Annotated in this window: 16 protein-coding genes; 10 read left to right on the top strand and 6 right to left on the bottom strand. The window is 56.3% G+C overall.

The genetic code is table 11. From position 1 onward, the window contains the following. Positions 1-25: 25 nt before the first annotated feature. Positions 26-2,131: a glycoside hydrolase family 97 protein gene (locus HMJ29_RS11830; RefSeq protein ID WP_171591687.1), complete on the top strand. Its 2,106-nt coding sequence runs from the start codon at positions 26-28 to the stop codon at positions 2,129-2,131. 99 nt (positions 2,132-2,230) lie between these two features. Beyond that, the gene (locus tag HMJ29_RS11835) at positions 2,231-3,112 is read left to right on the top strand and encodes a 3-keto-disaccharide hydrolase (RefSeq protein WP_171591688.1); all 882 of its coding nucleotides are present in this window, start codon (positions 2,231-2,233) and stop codon (positions 3,110-3,112) included. A 143-nt stretch (positions 3,113-3,255) separates the two neighbouring features. On the opposite strand, the gene HMJ29_RS11840 is transcribed toward HMJ29_RS11835, so the two are convergent. Beyond that, positions 3,256-5,451, bottom strand: a complete 2,196-nt coding sequence (locus tag HMJ29_RS11840; RefSeq protein WP_171591689.1) for a penicillin acylase family protein — start codon at positions 5,449-5,451, stop codon at positions 3,256-3,258. 188 nt (positions 5,452-5,639) lie between these two features. Here HMJ29_RS11840 and HMJ29_RS11845 point away from each other — a divergent pair, with 188 nt between their 5' ends. Beyond that, positions 5,640-5,966 carry a hypothetical protein gene (locus HMJ29_RS11845; RefSeq protein ID WP_171591690.1) on the top strand — a complete coding sequence of 109 codons (327 nt, stop codon included), beginning with the start codon at positions 5,640-5,642 and terminating at the stop codon, positions 5,964-5,966. Between the two features lie 133 nt (positions 5,967-6,099). On the opposite strand, the gene HMJ29_RS11850 is transcribed toward HMJ29_RS11845, so the two are convergent. Next, the gene (locus HMJ29_RS11850) at positions 6,100-6,453 is read right to left on the bottom strand and encodes a HesB/IscA family protein (RefSeq protein ID WP_171591691.1); all 354 of its coding nucleotides are present in this window, start codon (positions 6,451-6,453) and stop codon (positions 6,100-6,102) included. Positions 6,454-6,749: 296 nt separating this feature from the next. Here HMJ29_RS11850 and HMJ29_RS11855 point away from each other — a divergent pair, with 296 nt between their 5' ends. Next, positions 6,750-7,286, top strand: a complete 537-nt coding sequence (locus HMJ29_RS11855; RefSeq protein ID WP_171591692.1) for a DUF7935 family protein — start codon at positions 6,750-6,752, stop codon at positions 7,284-7,286. Between the two features lie 145 nt (positions 7,287-7,431). On the opposite strand, the gene HMJ29_RS11860 is transcribed toward HMJ29_RS11855, so the two are convergent. The 3 genes from HMJ29_RS11860 to HMJ29_RS11870 all read right to left on the bottom strand — a co-directional run bounded on the left by HMJ29_RS11860 (position 7,432) and on the right by HMJ29_RS11870 (position 12,455). After that, positions 7,432-7,959 (bottom strand): hypothetical protein, encoded by a 528-nt coding sequence (locus HMJ29_RS11860; RefSeq protein ID WP_171591693.1) that lies wholly within the window; start codon positions 7,957-7,959, stop codon positions 7,432-7,434. A 144-nt stretch (positions 7,960-8,103) separates the two neighbouring features. After that, on the bottom strand, positions 8,104-9,243 hold the full coding sequence (bshA, locus tag HMJ29_RS11865; RefSeq protein WP_171591694.1) for an N-acetyl-alpha-D-glucosaminyl L-malate synthase BshA: 1,140 nt from the start codon (positions 9,241-9,243) through the stop codon (positions 8,104-8,106). 260 nt (positions 9,244-9,503) lie between these two features. Beyond that, positions 9,504-12,455 carry a serine hydrolase domain-containing protein gene (locus HMJ29_RS11870; protein ID WP_171591695.1) on the bottom strand — a complete coding sequence of 984 codons (2,952 nt, stop codon included), beginning with the start codon at positions 12,453-12,455 and terminating at the stop codon, positions 9,504-9,506. Between the two features lie 304 nt (positions 12,456-12,759). Here HMJ29_RS11870 and mutL point away from each other — a divergent pair, with 304 nt between their 5' ends. The 3 genes from mutL (at position 12,760) to HMJ29_RS11885 (ending at position 16,895) form a co-directional block, all read left to right on the top strand. Further along, on the top strand, positions 12,760-14,832 hold the full coding sequence (mutL, locus tag HMJ29_RS11875; protein WP_171591696.1) for a DNA mismatch repair endonuclease MutL: 2,073 nt from the start codon (positions 12,760-12,762) through the stop codon (positions 14,830-14,832). A 188-nt stretch (positions 14,833-15,020) separates the two neighbouring features. Then, positions 15,021-15,803: a rhomboid family intramembrane serine protease gene (locus tag HMJ29_RS11880; RefSeq protein WP_171591697.1), complete on the top strand. Its 783-nt coding sequence runs from the start codon at positions 15,021-15,023 to the stop codon at positions 15,801-15,803. Positions 15,804-15,995: 192 nt separating this feature from the next. Next, the gene (locus HMJ29_RS11885; RefSeq protein ID WP_171591698.1) at positions 15,996-16,895 is read left to right on the top strand and encodes a rhomboid family intramembrane serine protease; all 900 of its coding nucleotides are present in this window, start codon (positions 15,996-15,998) and stop codon (positions 16,893-16,895) included. Between the two features lie 250 nt (positions 16,896-17,145). On the opposite strand, the gene mdh is transcribed toward HMJ29_RS11885, so the two are convergent. Next, positions 17,146-18,087: a malate dehydrogenase gene (mdh, locus tag HMJ29_RS11890; protein ID WP_171591699.1), complete on the bottom strand. Its 942-nt coding sequence runs from the start codon at positions 18,085-18,087 to the stop codon at positions 17,146-17,148. 668 nt (positions 18,088-18,755) lie between these two features. Here mdh and HMJ29_RS11895 point away from each other — a divergent pair. The 3 genes from HMJ29_RS11895 to HMJ29_RS11905 all read left to right on the top strand — a co-directional run bounded on the left by HMJ29_RS11895 (position 18,756) and on the right by HMJ29_RS11905 (position 24,420). Further along, a complete protein-coding gene (locus HMJ29_RS11895) occupies positions 18,756-21,611 on the top strand; it encodes a TonB-dependent receptor (RefSeq protein WP_171591700.1) in 2,856 nt (951 codons plus the stop codon). Positions 21,612-21,668: 57 nt separating this feature from the next. Continuing rightward, positions 21,669-23,195, top strand: coding sequence for a beta-helix domain-containing protein (locus HMJ29_RS11900; RefSeq protein ID WP_171591701.1), 1,527 nt, complete (start codon positions 21,669-21,671; stop codon positions 23,193-23,195). A gap of 142 nt (positions 23,196-23,337) precedes the next feature. Further along, on the top strand, positions 23,338-24,420 hold the full coding sequence (locus HMJ29_RS11905) for an FUSC family protein (protein ID WP_171591702.1): 1,083 nt from the start codon (positions 23,338-23,340) through the stop codon (positions 24,418-24,420). Positions 24,421-24,432: the final 12 nt, after the last annotated feature.

Raw genomic sequence — 24,432 nt, forward strand, 5'->3', positions numbered from 1 at the left:
TTCCTATTCCATTCCTGCTCCGTTTATGAAACGACTTTCCTTCCTGCTACTGGCTGGTTTCCTTGGTTTCTCTGCCCAGGCGCAAACCGTTCATTCGCCCAATAACAAGCTCACCCTCAGCTTTCAGCTCAGCCCCAGCGGTGAGCCCACGTATCAGCTTCGCTTTGGAGCTAGGCCAGTCCTGAAGCCTAGTCGCTTAGGCATGTTATTGCAAGGCCAGCCGGCGCTGGATAAGGGCCTGACTATTGCGCAAGTCGATTCCAGCCAGCACGATGATACCTGGCAGCCGGTGTGGGGCGAGGTGAAAAACATCCGGAACCGCTACAAAGAGCTGGCCGTGACGCTGCAGCAACCCGCCAGCAACGGCCGCCGCGTAGTGGTGCGTTTCCGGCTGTATGAGGATGGCCTGGGCTTCCGCTACGAGTTTCCGCAGCAGCCCGGCCTCACATACTTTGTGGTGCAGCAGGAGCTAACCGAGTTCAACCTGCCCGCCAACCACAAGGCCTTCTGGATTCCCGGCGACTACGACTCCAACGAGTATACCTACAGCCATACCCGCCTGAGCGAGGTAAACACCACGCCCATTGAGCCCATTCAGGAGAAGGCGGCGCCCCAACGCATCCAAACGCCGCTCATGCTCAAGTCCGACGATGGACTGTACGTGAACATCCATGAGGCGGCCCTGGTGAACTATCCGGCCATGATGCTGAACGTGGATACCAAGAGCTTCAGCCTAAGCAGCCAGTTGGTGCCCTCCGCTACCGGCGCAGCCGCCTATCTGCAAGCACCCGAGCATACACCCTGGCGCACCATTGTGGTCAGCGACCAAGCTCCCGAGGTGCTGGCCAGTAAGCTTATCCTGAACTTGAACGAGCCTACCGCCTTCGCCACCACCAACTGGATTAAGCCCCAAAAATTTGTGGGCGTGTGGTGGGAAATGCACGTGAACCGCTCTAGCTGGAACTACGCCGATACCAGCAACATCAAGCTGGCCACCACCGACTGGAGCAAGCTCAAGCCCAACGGCCACCACGGCGCCAACACCGCCAACGTGAAGCGCTACATCGATTTCGCCGCTCAGCATGGCCTGGCCAGCGTGCTGGTAGAAGGCTGGAACGTGGGCTGGGAAGATTGGGCCAATAACTGGAAGGAGGAGGTCTTCGACTTTGTAACGCCCTACCCTGATTTCAACGTGCAGGAGCTACAGGCCTATGCTGCCGGCAAAGGCGTGAAGCTGATGATGCACCACGAAACCAGCTCCTCCGTCACGAACTATGAGCGCCGCCAGGATGCCGCATACCGCTTTATGAAGCAGTACGGCTACAACGCCGTGAAAACCGGCTACGTGGGCCGCATCATCCCGCGCGGAGAGCACCACGACGGCCAGTGGATGGTGAATCACTATAACCGCACCGCCCAGAAAACCGGTGAAAACCAGATCATGGTGGACATGCACGAGTCGGTACGCCCGACTGGCCTACACCGCACCTACCCTAACTGGCTGGCCTCGGAAGCGGCCCGTGGCAACGAGTTTAATGCTTGGAGCACCGGTAACCCACCCGAGCACGAAACCATTTTGCCCTTCACCCGCCTCATGGGCGGACCCATGGACTATACCCCCGGCATCTTCCAGATCAAGCTGGAAGGCTGGAACCCCGAGCGTAACCAGGGCAAGCAGGTGCACACCACGCTGGCTAAGCAGCTGGCCCTTTACATAACGATGTACAGCCCCGTGCAAATGGCCGCCGACCTGCCCGAAGCCTATGAGCAACACCTTGACGCGTTCCAGTTCATCAAGGATGTAGCCGTGGACTGGGACGACACCCGCATCTTGGCCGCGGAACCCGGCGACTATATCACCACCGCCCGCAAAGCTAAGGGCAAGGAAGAGTGGTATCTCGGCGCCATCACCGACGAAAATGCTCGCACCCAAACCGTCAAGCTCAATTTCCTGAACCCCGGCCAGCGCTACGAAGCCACTATTTACGCTGATGGCAAAGGCGCCTCCTGGGACCAAAACCCCCAGGCCTACCAAATCCGCAAGCAGAAGGTAAATAGCAAAACTACGCTGAGGCTGCAGTTGGCGCCCGGTGGCGGGGCGGCTATCAGCTTCAAGCCAGTGGGGAGGTAACGTAAAAGGTGGCTAGGCCTACTGCCCCGACTAAGGATTGCTCGAAATCAGTAGATTGGCTAGCTAATACACCTTGTTATCGTTCATCTGCTCCGAATAATGAAAAATGCGCGCATCCTACTAGCCAGTGCCGTCCTGCTCCTGACTTCTACTGCCTCCACCGCACCAAAAGGATGGGAGCCGCTGCTCGACAAAAACCTCAGCAAGTGGCAGACCTACCAGAGCTACCGCCACCAGCTGGGCTATAAAGGGCAGCAGCCCACCGATGCTCAGGGTAAACTCCTGACTCCCATTGGCTACAACAAAAACGAGGCAAACGTTTTCTCGGTCATGATGCAGGCGGGAGAGCCGGTATTGCGCATCAGCGGCGAAATTTACGGCTGTGTGTTTACCAAGCAGGATTTCACCAACTACCACCTGAAGCTAAAAGTGAAATGGGGCACCAAAAAATGGGTCCCCCGCCTCGATGAGCCCTTGGATAGCGGCATTCTGTACAACAGCCAGGGCAAATGCGGCGTGGACTACTGGCGCAGCTGGATGCTAAGCCAGGAGTTTCAGGTATCAGAAGGGCAACGAGGTAACGCTATGGGCGACTTCTGGTGCATTGCCAACTCCACTGCCAACATCAAAGCGGCATACAACAAGACCAAGGATACCCTACGCTACAACCCTAAGGCAGCTCCCGTAACGATGGGTCGCGGTGGGCCTGGGTTTTGCCAAGCATCTGGTAACTACGAAGTGCCTAACGGCCAATGGAATGAGCTGGAGCTCATTAACGTGAACGGCCGCAGCATACATATTGTAAATGGGCATGTAGTGCTGGCAGTTGATAACTCCGGAGCCGTAGTCAACGGGCAGCGTCAGCCGCTTACGCACGGCAAAATTCAACTGCAAAGCGAAGCTGCTGAAGTGTTCTATAAAGACATACTGATTAAGCCGCTAGATGCAATGCCCACTCAGTATGCTACATATTTTAAATGAGTAGCAAAATAGGCGCAAGCTGCAGCTTGCGGCGCAGCGGTAAGTAAAGCTAGTTAGTCGAAGAGGGTTACGTTTGAACGCGAGATGCTGAGCGGAGCTGAAGCATCTCGCGTTCAAACGTAACCTTTAATCTTCCTAGGCCACTATTGACCCGGCGAGTACGTCCGTTCTGCGTGCTGCTTCACGTCCTCGGGGTAGAAAAGCACATCCTTAAAGTTCTCCTCTGCATACAGGCCGGCCTGGTCGGTGAAGTGCGGGGAGGAAGGCTGGTTGTTATTGCCGCCGGCCAGCACCGAGCGAGCCTTTACCCGCGGACCAAATTCCACTACCGCAATGAAGCTGTTGCCTACGTAGCCGTAGCGTTTCTTGGTGCCGGGGAAGGTGCGAGAGCCAAACGCAGCCAACGAGCCCCAGGCCGAGGAGGTGAAGGCCACCGGCAGGCTGGGCTTCTGGTCGTCGTAGGTTTCCTGAATGTTGCCGGTAAGGCGTTGGAAGCGGTTAATATCACCCCAGGGCTTCTTCCAGGTGCCAAAGTCGCGGGTCAGCTCATCGAGCGTTTCCTGCAAGGCGGCTACCTTTTCCTGGGGCGTAGTGTTGGCAATGGTGAACTTGATGAGGCTAATGTAGTCCAGCACCTGGTTGGCGGGTACGCGGGGGCGGGCCAAACGCAGGATTCTCTCGCCCCAGTAAGTAGCCAGCGTTTGCGCCACCGAGGTTTTGCTGTAACGTTTGTCCCAGGCCTGCAGCAGCTTCATGGCTTCTACTACCTCGCCTTGTGGCGGGTTGGTGCTATCCAGTACGTACTGGAAATCCTTGGCTAGCGCCGGAATCAGCTCTTCAAAGCCAGCCAGGTAAGGGTCTTTGGCGGCAGCAATGAGTGTATCCAACGTAAATACCTTCTTGCGGCTGAGTACGCGCACAGCATTTATGCCGCGGTAGTTCTCGGCATCGGGGGCCATGTAGGTGGGGTAGTTGGCCTTGTTGGGGCTGCTGGGGCCCGATACGGTGTAGGGCGTGGAGTTGCAGTTCTGGATAAAGCCGCTGGCGGGGTTCATTACCTGCACAATTTCCTCAGGCGTATGCAGGCCCTTCCAGTCAGTTTTGGGGTTGCTGCCATCTACCGGCTGGCTCCAGTCAAACTGCGGGTCGCGGCGAGGCATGAAGTTGCCGTGCCAGTAGGCAATGGTGCCCTTGCTGTCGGCAAACACGGTGTTGTTAGAAGCGTTACCGTTGAGCTTGAGGGTCTCCTTGAAGCTGGCGTAGTCGGTGGCTTTGGTGCGCAGGTACGACTGCTCCAGCGCCTCCAGCGGCATATCCATCATGCGTACCGTCACCCACTTGTCATCGGCCTGCTGACCTACCACGGGGCCATGGTGGGTGCGGTAGGTGGTAAACTCCTTCCGCACCAGTTTGCCGCCCTGCAGATAGGGAATAGACACGGTAGTGACCTGCACGGGGCGAAGCTTCTTACCGTAGCGGTAGTAGTACTTGCCATCCTTCTGCTCAATGGTTTCCAGGTACTCATCCATGGAGTCGGCCTGGCTGGAGGTGTGCATCCAGCCGCAGTTCTGGTTGAAGCCCTGGTACACAAAAAACTGGCCCCAGGTCACGGCCCCATACGCATTGAGGCCGGCCTCGCTGGTCACCTGCACCTCGGGGCGGAAATAGAAGGAGGTATGGGGGTTGATGAGCAGCAGGGCGTGGCTGCTGGCGCTTTTGGCCGGGGCAATGGCAAACCCATTGGAGCCCACCGGTTCCCGCTCTGCCTTCTCAAAATCGGGCCGCTGCCAGGAGGTGGATTTACGGTTGGCGTAGAAGTTCTTCAGGCGCTCCAGGGGCACCACGCTGATGTTTCCGCCAATGCTGCCCTCACTGAACATGAGCGGCATCCAGGGCTGGAAGCGGCGCAGCAGCCGGGGCTTAACCGTAGGGTGGGTGTAGAGGTAGTAGTTAGTGCCATCGGCGAAGGCGTCCAAGAGCTGCTTCATCCAGCTGGGGCTCTTCTTATAGATGCTGATGGCCTGGGTGCTATCCATAAATAGGCGCGCCCGCAAGTCGTGGTAAATAGCCGACTCACCCTCCACTTCCGCCAGCCGCCCAATAGCATCAAGGTAGTTGGTCTCTACCCTCGGGAAGTCATCCTCGCACTGCGCGTAAAGCAGGCCAAATACGGCATCGGCGTCGGTTTTGCCCTGCACGTGCGGCACCCCCCAGTTGTCGCGGGTGATGGTTACCTGCTTGGCTTGCTGCTGCCAACGAGCAATTTCCGTGGGGGTAAAGGCTTGGGCCTGGGCACCCACGGCAATGAGCAATAGGCCTAGAGGTAGAAAAGTGCGCATGATGGAAGGAAGTTGGGTGGAAACCGGTGCCATTCTGAGCGTGCTACATGGTAAGCTGGTTAAGGCAATCAGCGGAGGAGCCTCAACGGTTAACTCAACTTTTCTGGTACCTACAACACGACAGATGGTTGGGCTGAAACGCTAACTTACGGCCAATATCTTCCATTGCCCTTATCTGTAAAAGTATCATGGTAGAAGTGAGTAAAGAAGGCGACATCGTCTTGTTCCAGGTAAAAGGGTTGCATAAGCTCTGGTCCTTTAAAAGCCAGTTGCAGATTCCGGTAGGCCACATCAAAAGCATTCGGCAAGACCCGGAAGTATTAAAAGGGTGGTGGAAGGGATTCCGGATGCCTGGCACCCACATCCCTGGTATTATTGCGGCGGGTACTTTCCTGCAGCATAACAAGCGCATCTTCTGGGACGTGCATAACGCCGAAAACGCCCTCATCATTGAGCTGGAGCACGATGAGTACGACGAGCTTATCATCGAGGTAGAAAACGCGGCCGCCGTGTAAGAACTGCTAAGTCCAGCCAAAGCCTAACCATTAGGTACAGACAGCCAGAAACAAAAAAGCCCTGACCGCTAGGCCAGGGCTTTTAGTATTAGAAGGCTTTCCGGGTAAGGGGCGGCCAGTAACTTCTGAAAAATTAAGCTGAGAACGAAGAGCCGCAGCCGCAGGTGCTCTTGGCCTGAGGGTTGTTGAAAACAAAACCGCGGGCGTTCAGGCCATCCTGGAAGTCAACTTCCATGCCCATAACGTACATGGCGTGCTTCTTATCCATGATCAGCTTTACGCCGTCCAGGTCGAAAGTTTCGTCCTGATCTTTGGCTTTGTCGAAACCGAGCAGGTAGCTCATGCCAGAGCAGCCACCGCCCTGTACACCCACGCGCAAGCCGTATTCAGCGGGCACGTTTTTCTCAGTTAAGATATTCCGGACCTCCACCAAGGCGCGCGAGGTGAGGGTGATGGGAGCAAGTTTCGTGGAGACGGCCGTTGCCATAGTGTGTTCGTCGTTAGAGAAGTAAGGCGACAAAGATACGAAGACGGCGGCAGTAGCCACATGCATCGCTCAGAGCGTGCCGGGTACTACCGGAGTACGTACTTCGTTTGCTACCTTAACAACAAACCGGGGCCTACGGTTCACCATCTATATTTGTGCAGCCCTAGGCCACTATTCAGCGTATTGAGCAATGCCTAGGCAGCAACTTCTGCTAGGGTATGCTCACTGTACTCTGGTAAAATCTGGCTAGGCCAGTCACGAAATTCTTTCTGCCTTTTCTATTTCTTTATCCCCTCATGGATACTACCGCGTACTTTTTTGATCTGCTAAAAATCATTTTGCCAGCCCTTATTGTGGCGGGTACCATTTATTTCCTTTTTCAGCAGTTTCTCGAAAAAGAGCAGCAACGCCGCTTGGTTGAGCTGCGCATGGAAGCCAGCAAAACCACTCTACCCTTACGGTTGCAGGCCCTGGAGCGCGTAACCATGCTGCTAGAGCGTATTACCCCCAGCAACCTGCTGGTACGCGTGAGCAGCGCTGGTATTCCGGCCGTTGATTACCATCGCTTACTGCTCCAGGAAATTCGGGCGGAGGTAGAGCATAACCTCAGCCAGCAGCTCTATATGCAGCCCGAAACCTGGGCCTACGTCAAACAAGGGCAGGAAAACGTGGTGAATCTTATTAACACGCAATTCCGCAGCCTGCCAAATGCCAAAGAGGCCCGTGGCCCGGAGCTGGCTAAGCGCATCCTCGAAAGCCTGATGACCGATGAGGCCGACCCTACTGCGCAGGCCCTCTTGGCAGTAAAGCGCGAGGCCGTGGCCATGTTTTAGCCTGCATAAAAAGTAGGTATAAGTAACGCGAAAGTCCGTTTCGCGACGAGTGCAGCGAGTTTCTCCGGATGATCATACCCCCGGATACTCGCTCCGCTTGTCGCAAAACGGATTTTCGCGCTACTGGCCTAGGCCACTCAGTGTCTTACCGGCTACCCAGGGGTGCGGTAGGGCGGGAGCGAAGGTCTTGCTTCATCTCCTGCTCCTTCAGCTTTTTGCAGGTGATGAGAATGAGGGCGTCGCCGCTCATGGCGTTTTCGTCGTAGCTCATGTGCACCCGTTTGGCATTCCAGGCGTAGCGTTGGGCAAAGCGGTTGTTTTGCACGCCGGGGCCAGCTTGCTCCTGCAGGGCTTCCAGCACACGCTGGCTATTGGTCTGGCCATAGGTTTTTAGCATAACCACAGCTAGCTTGCCCTGGTAAAAGCCATACGTGATATCGGTTACCTCGCCGTTGCCGAGCTTCTTTTGCTCGCCGGTGCGCCGGTAGTACTGGGTCTTTCCGGCTTTCTCTGCCAGCACCATGTCTTTATAGCTAGAAACGGAGGTTTCAAAGCGGGCACCCTGAAATCCATAAGTGTCATCGAGGGTCTGAGGACCAGGTTCGCTGCTTTGGGCCAAAGCGGTTGCTACGGGCAGCGTGAGTAAGCAAATAACGGCGGAAAGAGATTTCATAAGCATGCAAAAGACGGCCCTACTGCGAGCCGGAAACAGATAAGGCAGTATCCCGTTGGAATACCATAATGCAAATAAAGTATAATAAATGAGCCCGGAAGACCATTTCTGGCTTCCGGGCTCAACATAGAGTGTGTTCTTACCTTATACGGCTGCCAGTTGCGCGTCAATAGCCCGCTGGTAGCAAGCCTCATAGCGAGGTACAATGTTATCAACGGCAAATTCCTCGGCCCGGGCCCGGGCTGCTTCTTTGAAGCGCGGCAGGTTGTCGTCTTCGAGAACGTAAAGCGAGTTTTTTACCATATCGGCTACGTCGCCCACGTTGCTAACCATGCCCGTAACCCCGTGCACATTCAGCTCCGGAATGCCACCCGCGTTGGTGCTAATGACGGGCACCTCGCACGACATAGCCTCCAGCGCCGCTAGGCCAAAGCTTTCTTTCTCTGAGGGCATCAGGAACAAGTCAGCAATACTCAATACCTCTTCCACGGCTTCTAGCTTACCCAAGAAGCGCACATCGTTGCTGAGCAGGCCTAAGTCACGGCAAATCTTCTCGATGCGGGGCCGGTCAGGGCCGTCGCCTACTAGCAGGAGCTTGGCTGGGATTTGCTTGCGCACCCCGTCGAAAATATGCACCACATCCTCCACCCGCTTTACTGAGCGGAAGTTACTGGTATGCACAAGTAGCTTTTCGCCATCGGGAGCTATAGCTGCCTTGAAGTGGCTCTTGTTCTGCTTCTTGAAGCGCTCTAGGTTGATAAAGTTGGGAATAACCTCAATGTCCTTCTCAATGGCGAAGTACTCATAGGTCTCGCGGCGCAAATCGGCCGAAACGGCCGTTACGCCATCCGACTGGTTGATGCTGAAGGTAACTACCGGCTCGTAGCTCGCGTCTTTGCCTACTAGCGTGATATCGGTGCCGTGCAGTGTGGTAATGACGGGTACCCGAATGCCTTTGGTTATGAGAATTTGCTTGGCCATGTACGCCGCTGAGGCGTGTGGAATGGCGTAGTGCACGTGCAATACATCAAGCTTCTCATTCTGCACAATGTCTACCATTTTGCTGGCCAGGGCCAACTCATACGGCGGAAACTGAAACAGCGGATACGGCGGGATGTACACCTCATGGTAAAAGAGGTTCTCGTTGAAGAAGTCGAGACGTACGGGCTGACTGTAAGTGATAAAGTGCACGCGGTGCCCTTTGAGGGCCAGCGCCTTGCCTAGTTCAGTTGCCACGACGCCGGAGCCGCCAAAAGTAGGGTAACAGACAATGCCGATATTCATGGGGAGCTTCAGCTAGCGCCCTACCGCGGTGGGTATAGGCGAAGAGGGGAGTGTGAATGTGAAAGGGGAATTACCTCAACGTGCAACGGACACAGCCGAAGCCGAACCGTTGCGGCCGCTAACAGGAAGCTCCGCATTAATATTTGGTTACGTACCGCTTGCCAAAAGGTGAGCGGCACAAAAAAACCGGCGGCAAGTCATCCCGCTTGGATGCCTTGCCGCCGGGGCAGATCAGAGAAGCAAAAGAGTCTGACAACAGATCATGTTTTCTGCAACGACTTGTAAATCACGTCGTGAATACGGGTCCGGATGTTGAACTGACGCAGCTTGTTGTTGCCTGCATCAGGGTACACACGGTTAGAAAGAAAGATGTAGAGGATTTTGTTTTCGGGGTCCATCCACACGCAGGTTCCCGTGAAGCCGGTGTGCCCAAAAGTGCTGGCCGGCGAGAGGTTGCTGGTTGGTCCTTCCGGCTTCGATGGGTCGCCCCGGTCCCAGCCCAGGCCGCGGCGGCTGCCGGCTTCCTTGCTAGTCGCAAACTCCGATACCACCGGGCTCTGAAAGAACTTCTTGCCACCGTAGCGGCCATTCTGCAGGTTCATCTGCATCAGAATGGCCAGATCATTGGCATTCGAAAACAGGCCCGCGTGGCCCCCAATGCCCCCGAGCATGGCAGCCGTTTGATCGTGCACGCTGCCCTGAAGCAGCGTGTGGCGGTAGTAAGTGTCGTTCTCAGTAGGTGCAATGCACGACTTCGGGAATTTATCCAGCGGGTTGTACGTCATGGTGCCCAACCCGAGCGGCTGGTAGAAATTCTTTTGCAGAAAAGCGTCAATGGGCTCCTGGAGCAGCTTCTCAGCTAAGCGCTTCAGCATGATAAAGCTCAGGTCGCTGTACTCCACAGGGTACTTGCCTTTTACTTTAGGCAACAGACTAGAGCGCTGCACCCACACCCAAACGGAGTCGTCGGCGGTTTTCAGGCTGAACAGATCGGGGGTTACTTCACGAGGGAAGTCTGGGGAGGCGGTGCTGGCGTAGAACGTGGGTTTTGGGCCGGTCTTGGTTACCGTTTTCTCCCAAGTGGCAATGCCAGGCTTGAGGCCCGCCTGGTGCATAAGCACCTCTCGCACCGTCATTTCGCGCTTGTTGGTGCTTTTTAGCTCCGGCAAGTACGAGGATACCCGCTCATCCAGGCTAAGTTTGCCTTGGTCTTTCAGGTACATAATAGCCTGCAGGGTGCCCGCCACCTTGGTCACGGAAGCCAGATCATAAAGGGTGCTGCTGTTTACCGGCTGCGACTTATCGTAGGTGCAGTAGCCGTAGCTCTTATCAAAGACCACCATGCCGTCTTTGGCTACCAGAACCTGGCAGCCAGGCGCGGCCGCATAGGCCACTGATTCCAGCGCTACGTTATCAATCTGAGCCAGCACGCGCGAGTCTAGGCCAGCGGCTTCAGGAGTGCCATAGCGCAGGCGCTTGTAGTCGGGAGTAGGTAGGCCCAGGCCCGCCTTCAGCGTTTCCGATACCGTAACAGGCAAGCGGCCCTTAGCGGGTAGGGCGCCAAATAGTATTTGCGGCATCACCAGCTGCGAGGCGTAGTTATCCTCGTAGCCGCACACCAGTGTCCGGGCATCGGCCAGGTTCTTCAGAGCGTATGCGTTGCCGAAGGCTACCACCACCGTTTTAAGATTCGGGTTAGCCTGCAATGCTTTCAGGAACTTCAGCGCCCCATCCCCAATACCGTAGTTGTGGGCGGGCGTGTTGTTCATGTTGTGCAAGCTCACCACCACCACGTTGTAGGGGGTAAGCCGCGTGAGCAAGCGGGCAAACGACGAGTCGGGGGCGTAGCGGTTGGGTACCGCGTACACGGGGCCGCTCTGGTACTTGCCCATAATCTCCTTGTACGTTGGCGCGTCAGACCCGATGGTCACCGAGGCAATACGCAGTGTATCCAGGCGCAGGAAGGGGAGGAGGTCGTCGTCGTTTTTAACTATAGTAGTGGCGTGCTCATAAATCTGCTGCTGCACCATGCGGCTAACCGGCCGGTTCAGGTTGGTCATCAGATTAGGCACATCAACAGGCTGGTATCGGTTAAGCCCCGCCCAATACTTGGCGCGCAAGATTTTGCGCACCCGCGCATCTACGTCGGCTTGGTCTAGCTTGCCAGCGGCCAGAATGTCCTTGATCTTCTGAATGGCCATGGGTACATCCTCCGAAAACAGGAGCACATCATTGCCGGCCGCCAAGGCCAGGGCATCCAGCTCGCCCGGTTTGTAGAGGTTAGATACGCTTTTCATGTTCAGCGCATCCGTAAACACCAGGCCGCGGTAAGCCATTTTTTCTTTCAGCAGGCCTGTCACCAGATTCTTGGAGATGGTAGCCGATAGCGTCCGGACGGTGTCGAAAAGGGGCATGTAAAGGTGGCCTACCATCACGCCCATCACACCCGCCTCAAACGACTTCTGAAAGGGGTACAGGTCTACGTTGGTCAGGCGGGCCATGTCGGAGTTGATGACCGGCAGGGCCACGTGCGAGTCAACATCGGTGTCGCCGTGGCCGGGGAAGTGCTTTACTACGGCCATAATGCCGTGGTCCTGCAGCCCCCGGATGTAGGCCACTCCGCGCTTGGCTACCTGCTCCTTGTTTTCGCCAAAAGAGCGGTTGCCAATAACCGGGTTGCTGGGGTTGGAGTTGACGTCGATAACGGGCGAGAAGCTCACGTGTACGCCCAGGGTTTTCATCTTCAGGGCAATTTCGCGGCCCATCTGATACACGTACTGGTCGTCGTCCATGGCGCCCAGGGTCATGCCTTTGGCGAAGTGCATGGAGCTGTCGAGGCGCATATCCAGGCCCCACTCGGCGTCCATGGCTACCAGCAGGGGAACCTTGGCGCTGGCCTGGTAGCGGTTGGTAAGAATGGCCTGCCGGCGCGGCCCGCCCTGCAGAAACATCACCCCACCAATGTTATAGTTCTTTACCAGGAAGTCGATGTACTGGGTGTGCTTGCGGTCCTTGTTAGAGTACGCGGCTACCATAAACAGCTGCCCCAGGCGCTGGTCGGGCGTCAGGGAGCTGAATACACTATCGACCCAATTTTGCTCCGCCACCGACATGGGACGCACCTCTTCTACCCGGGGAGCGGAGGAGGAGATGATCAGACCCGTGATGGCCAGGAGGAGCAAGAAGAGTCCAATCCTAAAGTCTTTGAGCATCGGCTCCCGTAGTTCGTGCTGAGGTTAATGTAAGGTGAAAAGCGAGGCAAAAGCCCTACTTTTGCCTCCTCGTAGAAGCGTGTGAGGAGCTGGATTTGGTTAGGCCAAGAGCCCTTTTTGTTGGCCCTCGCACTTTGCCTTTTCAAGCCCCTAACGTATGCGCGGAAGAATCCGTCTCATGCAGCACACACAAAAGTTGGCCGCAAACTTACGGATATTTTCCCGACGCCGGTTGTTATCAGGCGGATAGCTGTCATTTTCAGGCCAGCGCTTCACCTCTTTTTTCTTCTGATTTTAGTTGTTTATGGCGGATATTATTCAGCTGCTTCCCGAATATTTAGCCAACCAGATTGCCGCCGGCGAAGTAGTGCAGCGCCCGGCCTCAGCAGTGAAGGAGCTGCTGGAAAATGCCGTGGATGCCGGGGCTACCCAAGTGCAGCTTATTGTTAAAGAAGCCGGCAAGCAGCTGGTGCAGGTAGTAGACAATGGCACCGGCATGTCGGCTACGGATGCGCGCATGAGCCTGGAGCGCCATGCCACCAGTAAAATCCGCACCACCGATGACCTGTTTCGTATTCGCACCCTGGGTTTCCGGGGCGAGGCGCTGGCCAGTATTGCGGCCGTGGCCCAGGTAGAGCTGCGCACCAAGCAGCGCGGCCAGGATACCGGCAGCCTGCTGCTGGTAGAAGGCTCCCAGATTACCAGCCAGCAGCCCGTGGCCTGCCCCGATGGCACGAGCATCAGCGTGAAGAACTTGTTCTTTAACGTGCCCGCTCGCCGTAACTTCCTCAAGAGCAATGCGGTGGAAATGCGCCATATTCTAGATGAGTTTCAGCACGTGGCCCTGGCAAATCCGCAGATTAGCTTCTCGCTGTTTCAGAATGATCTGGAGGTGTTTAACCTGCCGGCCGGCAAGCTGAGCCAGCGCATTGTAGCCTTGCTGGGTAATGGCTACAAAGAGCAGCTGGCGCAGGTAGAGGAGGTAACGCCCTTTATCTCGGTGAAGGGCTACATCGGTAAGCCGGAGTCGGCGAAGAAGAGCCGCGGCGACCAGTTTTTCTTCGTGAACAACCGCTTTATCCGCTCGGCTTACCTCAACCATGCCGTACTGACGGCCTACGAGGGCCTGCTGCCCAAAGACACGCACCCGTTCTACGTGCTGTTCCTGGAGCTCGACCCCAAGACTATTGACATCAACGTGCACCCCACCAAAACGGAAATCAAGTTCGAGGACGAGAAGACTGTATACGCCATTGTGCGGGCCGCCGTGAAACAGAGTTTAGGCCTGCACAACATGGCTCCATCGCTGGACTTTGACGGCGACGTAAACTTTGCGCCCATTCAGCCCCTGCGCCTGTCGGGTAATGAGCAGAACCCCTTTGCCGGCGACTTTAAGCCCGATGCGCTGGCCTCGGCCGCAGCCCGCGCCGCCAGCACCCCCAGTAAGAATGAGTCGAAGTCGGGACGCGCTGATGCGTATGAGCGCCAGCTGCCGCCCCGCCCCACCGACCAGGCCAAGCGGGAGCTGGAAGAGTTCTATAAGAGCCTACAGCAAGTGAAGGTGCCCGATGTGGAGCGTGAGGCCACTGCTATTGGGGTACCGGTGCCTTCGGCGGCGGCCATTGCGGCCGCGCGCCAGGCAGAGGAAGCCGCCCAGCAGACGGCGCCGGAGTTGCCCAGCAACGTAACGAATGGCCTAGCTGGATCTGAGGAGCCAGTAGGCCAGGGTGCGGCGCCCTTCGTGCTGCCCGCGCCATCGGCGGCCACCCCGGAGCTGCCTTTGCGCGAGGCTTCCGCAACCGCCGCGCCTGGTAATAAGGTGCTGCAACTGCACCAGCAGTATCTGATGGTGCCGGTAAAATCGGGGGTAATGCTGATTGACCAGGTAGCTGCCCGCGAGCGAATTCTGTTTGAGCAGTACGCGCAGGCCCTGGAGCGCGAAACCAGTGCTTCGCAGACGTTGCTGTTTCCGCGCACGGTTACATTTACGCCCCAGGACTTTGCCATTCTGCGGGAAGTGGAAGAGCCGTTGAAAGCCTTAGGTTTCCGCTTCTCCGATTTTGGTAAGTACACTATTGCGGTGGAAGGCATCCCGGCCGATGTGCCGGCCCGCGACGAGAAAGAGTTGTTGGAAGGTCTCATTGAACAGTTTCGCACGCACGCTGGGCCAGTGAAGCTGGACCGGCGTGAGCAGATGGCCCGCGCCCTGGCCCGGCGGGTAGCTACCAGTGCTGCCGGTAGCCGTCTCTCTGACTTTGAGATGACGGCGCTGGTAGATAAGCTCTTTGCCTGCTCCGTGCCCAACTACACGCCCGATGGCCGCCGCACGCTGGTGCTGCTGGAGCTCAGCGAGCTACAGGCCTTCTTCACCCGCTAAGTGGCCTAGCACCTACTGTGTGAGCTTCAGCCCGTAGCTTCTCCAGTTTTGGCTTTGGGGAGCTATGGGCAGAAGCTCGTGCTATGAGGCGGCCAAAAGTCCGTTTCAGCCGTACTCAGCAGGAACAGCGGAAGAGGTTTACTTTCTACTGCTGCTTTGTTACCTCTACCAGCGCAACTTCGCCCTACATGTTTCAACTAACTCCTACGGTTCGCAACCTGCTCATCGCTAATGTGGTGGTGTTCTTCGCTGCGATGCAACTTAACCCGCTCGCCTTTTTAGCGCTGTACCCTATTGGCTCTCCGCTATTTCAGCCCTGGCAGTTCCTGACATATATGTTTATGCACGCTAACCTCGGGCATATCTTCTCTAACATGCTGGGCTTGGTAGTATTTGGCCCCATGCTAGAGCAGCGCTGGGGAGCAAAGCGTTTCTTGACGTACTGGCTGATTTGTGGCCTAGGTGCCGGTATACTCTACAATGGTTTGCGCACGTATGAGGTGCGCCAAATGCGCCAAGATATAGAGGCGTTTCGGGCCGACCCCACGGATGTGAATCTGATGGATTTTGTAGACCATAACGCATCAGACTACCGCGACCAATATGCGGCTGTGGTGCGTCAGCTACACGCTACTCCTGATGACCAAGGGCTGATCAGGAGTGCGTTGGAGAGCATGGACTACGTTTACCAACGCAGCATAAACGGACCTATGGTGGGCGCATCGGGGGCATTGTTTGGGTTAATGCTGGCCTTCGCTTTCTATTTCCCTAATACGCCGCTGATCATATTCCCACTTCCCTTCCCTATTAAAGCCAAATACCTAGTTGTTTTGTACGGCTTGTACGAACTCTATACTGGCGTGCACCAAGCGCCCGGCGACAATGTGGCGCACTTTGCTCACCTCGGAGGATTGTTAGTAGGTTTGATAGTGTTGCTGTTCTGGCAGCGCAACCGCACTCGCATGTACTGAGCCAGGCTAAGTAACCGCTCAACATCAAAAACCTAGTGCTATACTTGCCAGTCTTACCGCCAGCTTGGCAGCAAAATACCACCTGTGGAAAGGTTGCCTGAAAATTGCGACACCTGCCTGCATCATCCGGAGCAGTGGGCCGTTATCTATTGGTCTGGCTGATTTTTCCGTTCTACCCCTGTTTGTCCACCTATGAGTATTGCCAATGACATTCGCACTGCCTTCAGCCGCCGCGATAATGCGTTAAACCAGCTGCTGCTGATTAACGTGCTGGTGTTTGTAGGGCTGGTGCTGATTGAGGCCATAATGCGTTTGACGGGTACTTACCTCGAGTATTACCCCAACGTCATTCGGCAGTTTCAGCTGCCCGCCGACTTATCCTCGCTGTTGCGCCACCCCTGGACGCTGCTCACCTACGCCTTCACGCACGAAGGCTTCTTTCATATCCTGTTCAACCTACTGAACCTGTACTGGTTTGGTGCCCTGGTGCGCGAATACCTCGGCGACCGGCGCTTAGTGAGCTTGTACATTTTAGGCGCACTAGCCGGCGCGGCCTTTTTTCTGCTGAGCTTCAACCTCATTCCGGCCCTGCGCATATATCCTAATGTCTCGTTGCTGGGCGCGTCGGCATCGGTTACTGCTATTATTATGGCGGCGGCTACGTTGCTGCCCGAGTACACCTTCAACTTGCTTTTGATTGGGCCGGTACGCATTAAGTACATTGCCGCTGTAGTTATTCTGCTCTCCATCATCGCCATCAACCAGGGCAACCCCGGCGGCGGTATTGCCCACATCGGGGGGGCGCTGATAGGCTTTCTGTTCATCAAGCAGCTGCAGGCGGGCCGCGACCTGGGCCGCCCAGTGCAGGCCGTGGGCGAGTTTGTAGGTGGCCTACTGAGTGGCCGGCCTCGCCTGCGTGTAACGCACCGCAACACGGCTGCGCCTGCTGCTGCCGCGCCAGTTAAGAAAGGCACTCTGCCTAAACCTGAGCAGGATGAAATTGACGTGATTCTAGACAAAATTTCCCGCTCCGGCTACGAAAGCCTCTCCAAGGACGAAAAGCAGAAGTTGTTCCGAGCTAGTCAGAAATAGTGACCTTATAAATAACATAGTATTACAAGCACGTCATCCTGACGTAGGAAGGATCTTCTCACGCTAGCACGAGGCATTAGGCCAACCGTTCTCGCGTGGCAAGATCCTTCCTACGTCAGGATGACGTGTTATTATGATTGTTGATATATATCCGTGCTAGCCTAATGTGGCCTGGCGCTCAAGAAATAAAAAACCGGCCGCCCCACGCAAGTGAGACGGCCGGTCGAGAGCCTTCAGAAGAACAGGAAACCTAAGCGTTTGCCTTGCTCATGTTGTCGAGGGCGTCCATAACTTCTTTCACGTGGCCGCGGGAGGTTTCCAGAAGGGCTTTCTCCTCATCGTTCAGCTGCAGCTCAATAACTTTCTCGATGCCGTTTTTGCCGAGGATAACTGGAGCGCCGAGGTATACACCGTTGATGCCGTACTCGCCCTGCAACTCAATGCACACGGGAAACACGCGGCGCTGGTCGCGCACAATGGCTTCTACCATTTGGGCAGCAGCTGCGCCTGGGGCGTACCACGCTGAGGTGCCCATCAGTTTCACCAGCTCACCGCCACCAACGGCCGTGCGCTGCACAATAGCGTCAAGCTCTTCTTTGCCGATGAGCTCAGTTACGGGAATACCGCCCACGGTGGTGTAGCGGGGGAGGGGCACCATGGTGTCGCCGTGGCCACCCATGAGTACGGCCTGAATGTCTTTGGGGCTTACGTTGAGCGCCTCAGCCAGGAACGCGCGGTAACGAGCCGTGTCGAGGATGCCAGCCATGCCAAACACCTTCTCGCGGGGCAGGCCCGAGGTGAGGTGAGCCTGATAGGTCATCACGTCCAGCGGGTTCGAAACCACAATGATGATGGCGTTAGGCGAGTATTTTACCACCTGCTCGGTTACCGTTTTCACGATGCCCGCGTTGGTTGAAATCAGGTCGTCGCGGCTCATGCCGGGCTTGCGGGGCAGGCCCGAGGTAATAACTACCACGTCGGAGCCAGCGGTGCGGCTATAGTCGCCGGTTACACCTACGGTGCGGGAATCATACCCAATTACGGGAGCCTTCTGCCAGATATCGAGGGCCTTGCCTTCGGCGAAGCCTTCCTTGATGTCTACCAGTACAATCTCATTAGCAATTTCGCGGGTGGCTAGTACATCAGCGCAGGTTGCGCCTACGTTGCCAGCTCCAACTACGGTAACTTTCATTGGGATGGAATATGGTGTGAGATGTGGGTTAGGCCGTAAAGCTAACCCAAAACCAGTTCTGGTAAACCCAGATCCAGCGAAAGTTCGCCTTCGGCTCGTAACCTGCTCTTTAGAAAGCGAAAAAAATACTGGCCTAGGAGGGGCAGCCATCGTAATCCGTAGCGTTGTTTGCCCATTTATTGGCCGCTGGCGCACCGTGCCTCACATACCCTATATAATACGGCCCGCGTGGCCTGCACCCCACAGGCTCAGGGAAGCTCTGAGCCAGTGGTTGATACTACCTGCCGCATGGGGGCTAAGTAACTATGCATTCGTTTTACTGCTATTAAGGTGCGTGTTGCTGCTTTGACAGCATAAGATACGGGACTACAAACGCCCCCGAAATACTGGCAGGGAGTAGCGGCAACAGTGAGGGGCATAAATAGCTTCAAGCTGATCTATTCCCTGCGTGTAACACAGGTGCCTGATCTGTTGCCAGTACTTACTGGCCACTACTTGCTATACCCCAAAATCAGATATATTGTATGAATGTAAGTTGCTGAAAATTAGACATTTCAAATTTGGTTGCGGCCCTGATAGGCCTAGCGTAGGCAGGGGTTTGGACGTAACAATTCAGTAAACAAAGCGGCATATTGGGGTAATAAGGCGACTCTACCTTTGCCGCCACTATGCAGGACACAATTACCAAAATCACACTCGTTTTTTTGCTGTTTTTCGGAGCCCTGTCGTCGGCTGTCGCACAGGGTACGGGCAGCATAAAAGGAACCATCACCGATGCCCAAACCCAAGAGGGTATTATAGGCGGCACGGTACATCTGGACAACACAGGAATTGGCGGCCCCACCGATGTGGATGGCCGCTTTTCGTTGGAGAAAGTGCCAGTGGGCGAGTACACGCTTATCGTGTCATCGGTGTCGTACAAAACGGCCTCTATTCAAAAGGTAGCCGTTAAAGCCGGCCAAGCTACTACCGTTAACTACAAGCTGGAATCAGATCAGCAGCAGCTAAACGAAGTGGTAGTAACTGGTGTGCGCCGCACCAACACTGAGGTATCAGTAATTTCGGAAATCAAGCAGGCTAACGTAGTGGTTAGCGGGGTTTCCTCAGAACAAATTGTGAAAACCCAGGACCGCGACGCGGCCGAAGTGGTCCGTCGTATTCCGGGCGTAACCATCGTGGATAATCGCTTTATCCAGATTCGGGGCCTCAGTGACCGGTACAACGCGGTGTGGCTGAATGATGTAGCGGCACCCAGCTCAGAAACCGACCGCAAGTCCTTCTCCTTTGATATTGTGCCCAGCTCCCTGCTTGATCGGGTGCTGGTCTTCAAAGATCCCTCACCGGAATTGCCCGGCGACTTCGCGGGGGGCCTAGTAAAGGTATACCTGCGCAAGCCCGCTCAGAACGAGCGTCTATTCACGGCCAACTATTCCTCGGGCTACCGCAACGGTACCACAGGCAAAGACTTCTTCACCGATAAAACCCAGGCCGGCGATGCCTTTGGCTTTGGGGCGGTGAAGCGCCAGCTGCCCGGCGGCTTCCCTGAGCTGAGCACCGCCTACCAGCAGTACGAGCGGGACTTCTATGCCAAGCAAATCGAGAACACTTTCCCGATTTATAAGCTGAAGGCCATGCCCGATATCCGCTTCAATGCGGCCTACATGGACCAGATCAACGTCAAGGACCTGGCTATAGGTAGCATCACGTCGGTGAACTACACCAATACCTTCACCAGCTTCAACATCAACCGCAACCTGTATGATGGGGTTGGTCAGCGCACTGATCAGATCAAGGATGAGCAGTCGTCGAACAACGTGCGGCTTGGTGCCATCCAGAACTTTAACATGGTGCTAGGCAACGGCGACCGGCTGGAGTTCCGCAACCTGTTTAACCAGCAGTCGCGCAACCAGGTAACCACCCGCCGGAGCTACGATGACGATGGTCGCCCAACGCGCAACAGCTACCAGCTAGGCTACCAGGGCCGCACTACGTACACTGGCCAGCTTGCCGGCCAGCATTCTTTCAACGAAGATAAAACCAGCTTTGACTGGGTAGCCGGCTACGGATACTCTAACCGCAACGAGCCCGACCTGCGGCGGGCATCCTACCAATCTCTGCCAGCAGTTAACGAAGGTGGTAAGCCCACGGAAACCATTCTGACGCCCGGTACCGGCCAGGTAGACGTGAACAATGCTGGCCGCTTGTACCAGAAGCTTACGGAGCGCAACTACACTATCAACGCGAACCTGAAGCACCAGGTGCAAGTGGGGGAGCGGGCCGTAGAAATTGGAGCTGGCACCTACCTGGAGTACCGCAAGCGCGATTTCCATGCCCGGGCCTTTGGCTACTCTCTGAACGCGAATGGCCTGCAGGGGCTGCGTAATGAGGCTGTAGGCAACATCTTCGATCCGCAGAACATTGGCAGCGACGGATTCCGCCTCACGGAAGACCTTAACTCTACGTACCGCTACAACGCCAGCAACGAGCTGGAAGCCGGCTACCTCTCTTTCAACATTCCCCTGACGGAAAAGCTGAAACTGGTGACGGGTGCCCGCTACGAGCGCAATGTGCAGTCGATTTCAACGGGCATCAACGGCCAGCCCGTGCAGCAGGACGTGACGACCAACTTTGTGCTGCCCTCTGCCAACTTCAGCTACAACTTTAACGAGAAGAACCTGGTGCGCGCCTCCTACGGCCGCAGCCTTAACCGCCCCGAGTTCCGCGAAGCCGCGCCGTTCTTCTACTATGACTTCGACTTCAACGTGCTCAACTACGGTTCGCTGTACCTGAACCCGGAGACGCCGCTGAAGGTCGCGACTATCGATAACCTGGACGTACGCTATGAGCTGTACCCCTCCAGCGGGGAGCTGATTCACATCGGCGCGTTCTACAAGAAGTTTACGAACCCCATCGAAAACACGGTGGTGCTGACCACTAACCTGGCCTACACCTTCGCCAATGCCCCTAGCGCCTACGCCTACGGGGTAGAGCTGGACCTGAAGAAGAGCCTGAGTTTCCTGGATGATGCCTTCGGCACTACTGGCCTGCGCAACATCTCGGCCGTGTTCAATGCCTCCCTCATCAAGAGCCAAGTGCAGCTCGGCGACAAGTTTGTGGCCTGGGACAACAAGCGCGCTCTGCAGGGTCAGTCGCCTTACGTGTTCAACGGCGGCCTCTACTACAACACGCCCAGCAACAGCTGGCAGGTAACGGCTCTCTACAACGTGTTTGGCCCCCGCATCCTGTTCGCGGGTAGCGTCGACTACCCCGATGTGGTAGAAATGCCCCGCCACACGGTAGACCTGTCCCTGACGAAAACGGTGAGCCCCCGCCTGACGCTGAACGCCGGTATTCAGGATGTGCTGAACCAGAAAGTGAACCTGGTGCAGGACTTCAACCGCGACAAGAAGTACGAATCAAAAGTTGACCCCTCGCTGAGCAACTACCGCCGGGGCACTTACTACACCGTGGGAATGCGCTTCAACCTGGAGCCCCGCGCCCGTCAGCTCACCCCGCTACCCTAACTCTTCGCCTTCCTTTCCAACTCCTTTCCTAGTCTGCTTTTCGTTTCACCCTTTCGTATGAAAAAGAATACCCTTTCCCTCGCCCTGGCAGCCACTCTGCTGGCCGGACTGGCATCGTGCAGCAAGGAAGACACCACGCCCGCCCCCAACATTGTTGGTAGCGGCGGCACTACGCCCACTACGCCTACCACCCCCTCCACCGGGCAGGTAGTAACGGTAGGAGGCAGCGGCGAATCGTCTATCACCACAAACACTACGTGGTCGGCGAGCAACAAGTACTTGCTGAAAGGCTTCGTGTACGTGAAGTCGGGCGCTACCCTGACTATTGAAGCGGGTACCATTATCAAAGGCGACAAAGACACCAAAGGCACCCTGATTGTGGAGCCCGGTGCCAAGATCGTAGCCATTGGTACTGCTGAGAAGCCCATTGTATTTACCTCTAACCAGCCCAGAGGCTCACGCAACTATGGCGACTGGGGTGGACTCATTATTGCGGGCAATGCCCCGGTAAACAGCATGACGGCCACTTCTAAGCCCCAGATTGAGGGCGGGCCTTCTACCAAGTATGGGGGCGATGTGGCCAATGACAACTCTGGCACCCTGCAATACGTGCGCATTGAGTTTGGTGGGGTAGCATTCTCGCCCGATAACGAAGTAAATGGCCTGACCCTGGCTGCCGTAGGAAGCGGTACTACCATCGACCACATTCAGGTTTCTTACAGTGGTGATGATTCCTACGAATGGTTTGGGGGCACGGTAAACGCCAAGTATCTGGTGTCGCACCGCACCTTCGACGACGATTTCGATACCGATAACGGCTTCTCGGGTAAAATTCAGTTTGCCGTGTCGCTGCGCGACCCACTGCAGGCTGACCAGTCGGGCTCCAAGGCCTTCGAGTCGGATAACGACAGCAAATCAACCACGGCGCAGCCCCAGACTTCAGCCGTGTTCTCAAACGTAACGGCCGTTGGTCCCGTGGTTAACACCAGCGGGGGTAACTATAGCTCGCAATACACGGCAGGGGCCCACATTCGCCGCAATTCCAGCATCAGCATTCTGAATTCGGTTATCATGGGCTACCCCACCAACGTGCTCATTGATAACTCCCAGACGGCCGGCAACGCTGCCAGCGGTAACCTGCACTTCAAGAACAACATTGTGGCGGGCAGCTTGGTGGGCTCCAACTCTGCCGGTGGGCAGCGCAGCCTACTATACATTGCCGGCAGCGGTGGCGCGGGTAGCCTGACTACCAACACCGTTATGGCCTCCGACTCGTCGGCCTGGGGTAGCGCGGTAGGCCCCCTGACCTGGCTGAAAGCCAACGGCAACAAGCGCTTCGCCACGTCAGACAACGTGCAGCTTCTGAACCCGTTTAGCCTGACCTCACCGAGCTTCATTCCACGGAGCGCTTCGCCCATTGTGGCAACCACAGGCGGTATCGCTCCCGACTTTACGGATAGCAAGGTGACGGATTCCTTCTTCACGAAAGTGGCCTACGTTGGTGCCTTCTCCGGTTCCGGTGCTTCCGCCGATAACTGGCTGGCTTCCTGGACGAACTTCGATCCGCAGCAAACCGACTACTAGGTCATCTGCGCCTGTACAGAAGCAATGAGCAAAGCCCAGGCTACCACATAGCCTGGGCTTTTGCGTTAAGCAGGCGGGGCAAGCGGCCGATCCTGTACCGGAGAAGTTCGTATTCTGGGTAGCCTACTTTGCTCATGCCCCTATGAAGTTGTCTGTTGCGCGTTACGTTCCCCGCACCCGTCGAGCCGTCAGAAGTCTGGTTAAGCTGCATGATGCGCCGTGGCGCTGGAAAGTAGGGCTGGAGGCCAGCTTAGCCATTGGCCTACCCGTGGCGGTGTTTACGCTGGCTGGCAACCAAGCATGGGGTCTGCAGGCCGCTTTAGGAAGTTTCACCGCTTTGTACGGCGCCTCGCTTAGTCGCCAAAACCGCGCCCTGTTGTTGCCGTTTGTGGCAGCTGGGCTGGTGCTGGCGGCGGCCCTGGGTATTGCCTGTGCTGGCAATGAATGGCTGCCCGTAGCGTGCTTGGTGCTGGTAAGTGCGCTTGCCTCAACACTGGTATTGGGTTTTCGGCTGGGGCCGCCCGGCCCCATGATGTTTGTGCTGGTGGCAGCCGTGAGTGGCCACATTGCCGCGCCTGCTGCGCTGGATGGCGCCGGCCAGCCTGGCCTACGGCTGCTGGGACTAGTGGCCGCAGGGGCCGGATTGGCCTATTTTGTGGTAGTGATGCCGCTACTGATACCGGGGCGGCGTTATTCAGCATCGGTGGGGTTAGGCGTACTACTGCCGCGGTTAAGCTTTGACAGGGATACTGCTGCTGTTGCCTTACGGGTGGTAGTGGCTGTATTAATAGCCAGCTTAGTGGCTAGGCCATTGGGCGCGCACCGAGTATACTGGGTGGTGCTATCGGCGGTGGCGGTGCTGCAGTCCAGCCCCTCGCGGCAGCTTACTGGCCTGCGGGCGGTACATCGGGTAGTGGGCACGCTGTTAGGGATAGGCCTGTTTGAGCTGCTTTCACTGTTGCACCCAATAGGTTTGGGGCTAGTGGCCGCGCTCATGCTGCTGCAAGGCGCCACTGAAGTTGTGGTAGCCCGAAACTACGCCTTTGCGCTGCTCTTTATCACGCCCATAGCCCTGTTAAACGCCACTGCCGGCCATGCCGGCAATACGCTGGTTACAGTAGAAGGCAGGGTGCTGGATACGTTGCTAGGAGCAGGTATTGCCTTGGTACTGTTCTGGTTTAGTGAGTTGCTATTGCGCCCACGCCATGATAGAACTGCTGCATAGAAGGGAGATGCT

The sequence above is a fragment of the Hymenobacter taeanensis genome, assembly GCF_013137895.1.
Classification (GTDB): Bacteria; Bacteroidota; Bacteroidia; order Cytophagales; family Hymenobacteraceae; genus Hymenobacter; species Hymenobacter taeanensis.

What these genes read in the sequence shown, in the direction of transcription:
- HMJ29_RS11830 (WP_171591687.1), top strand. Translation starts at nt 26, where the DNA reads ATGAAACGACTTTCCTTCCTGCTACTGGCTGGTTTCCTTGGTTTCTCT.
- HMJ29_RS11835 (WP_171591688.1), top strand. Translation starts at nt 2,231, where the DNA reads ATGAAAAATGCGCGCATCCTACTAGCCAGTGCCGTCCTGCTCCTGACT.
- HMJ29_RS11840 (WP_171591689.1), bottom strand. Translation starts at nt 5,451, where the DNA reads ATGCGCACTTTTCTACCTCTAGGCCTATTGCTCATTGCCGTGGGTGCC.
- HMJ29_RS11845 (WP_171591690.1), top strand. Translation starts at nt 5,640, where the DNA reads ATGGTAGAAGTGAGTAAAGAAGGCGACATCGTCTTGTTCCAGGTAAAA.
- HMJ29_RS11850 (WP_171591691.1), bottom strand. Translation starts at nt 6,453, where the DNA reads ATGGCAACGGCCGTCTCCACGAAACTTGCTCCCATCACCCTCACCTCG.
- HMJ29_RS11855 (WP_171591692.1), top strand. Translation starts at nt 6,750, where the DNA reads ATGGATACTACCGCGTACTTTTTTGATCTGCTAAAAATCATTTTGCCA.
- HMJ29_RS11860 (WP_171591693.1), bottom strand. Translation starts at nt 7,959, where the DNA reads ATGAAATCTCTTTCCGCCGTTATTTGCTTACTCACGCTGCCCGTAGCA.
- bshA (WP_171591694.1), bottom strand. Translation starts at nt 9,243, where the DNA reads ATGAATATCGGCATTGTCTGTTACCCTACTTTTGGCGGCTCCGGCGTC.
- HMJ29_RS11870 (WP_171591695.1), bottom strand. Translation starts at nt 12,455, where the DNA reads ATGCTCAAAGACTTTAGGATTGGACTCTTCTTGCTCCTCCTGGCCATC.
- mutL (WP_171591696.1), top strand. Translation starts at nt 12,760, where the DNA reads ATGGCGGATATTATTCAGCTGCTTCCCGAATATTTAGCCAACCAGATT.
- HMJ29_RS11880 (WP_171591697.1), top strand. Translation starts at nt 15,021, where the DNA reads ATGTTTCAACTAACTCCTACGGTTCGCAACCTGCTCATCGCTAATGTG.
- HMJ29_RS11885 (WP_171591698.1), top strand. Translation starts at nt 15,996, where the DNA reads ATGAGTATTGCCAATGACATTCGCACTGCCTTCAGCCGCCGCGATAAT.
- mdh (WP_171591699.1), bottom strand. Translation starts at nt 18,087, where the DNA reads ATGAAAGTTACCGTAGTTGGAGCTGGCAACGTAGGCGCAACCTGCGCT.
- HMJ29_RS11895 (WP_171591700.1), top strand. Translation starts at nt 18,756, where the DNA reads ATGCAGGACACAATTACCAAAATCACACTCGTTTTTTTGCTGTTTTTC.
- HMJ29_RS11900 (WP_171591701.1), top strand. Translation starts at nt 21,669, where the DNA reads ATGAAAAAGAATACCCTTTCCCTCGCCCTGGCAGCCACTCTGCTGGCC.
- HMJ29_RS11905 (WP_171591702.1), top strand. Translation starts at nt 23,338, where the DNA reads ATGAAGTTGTCTGTTGCGCGTTACGTTCCCCGCACCCGTCGAGCCGTC.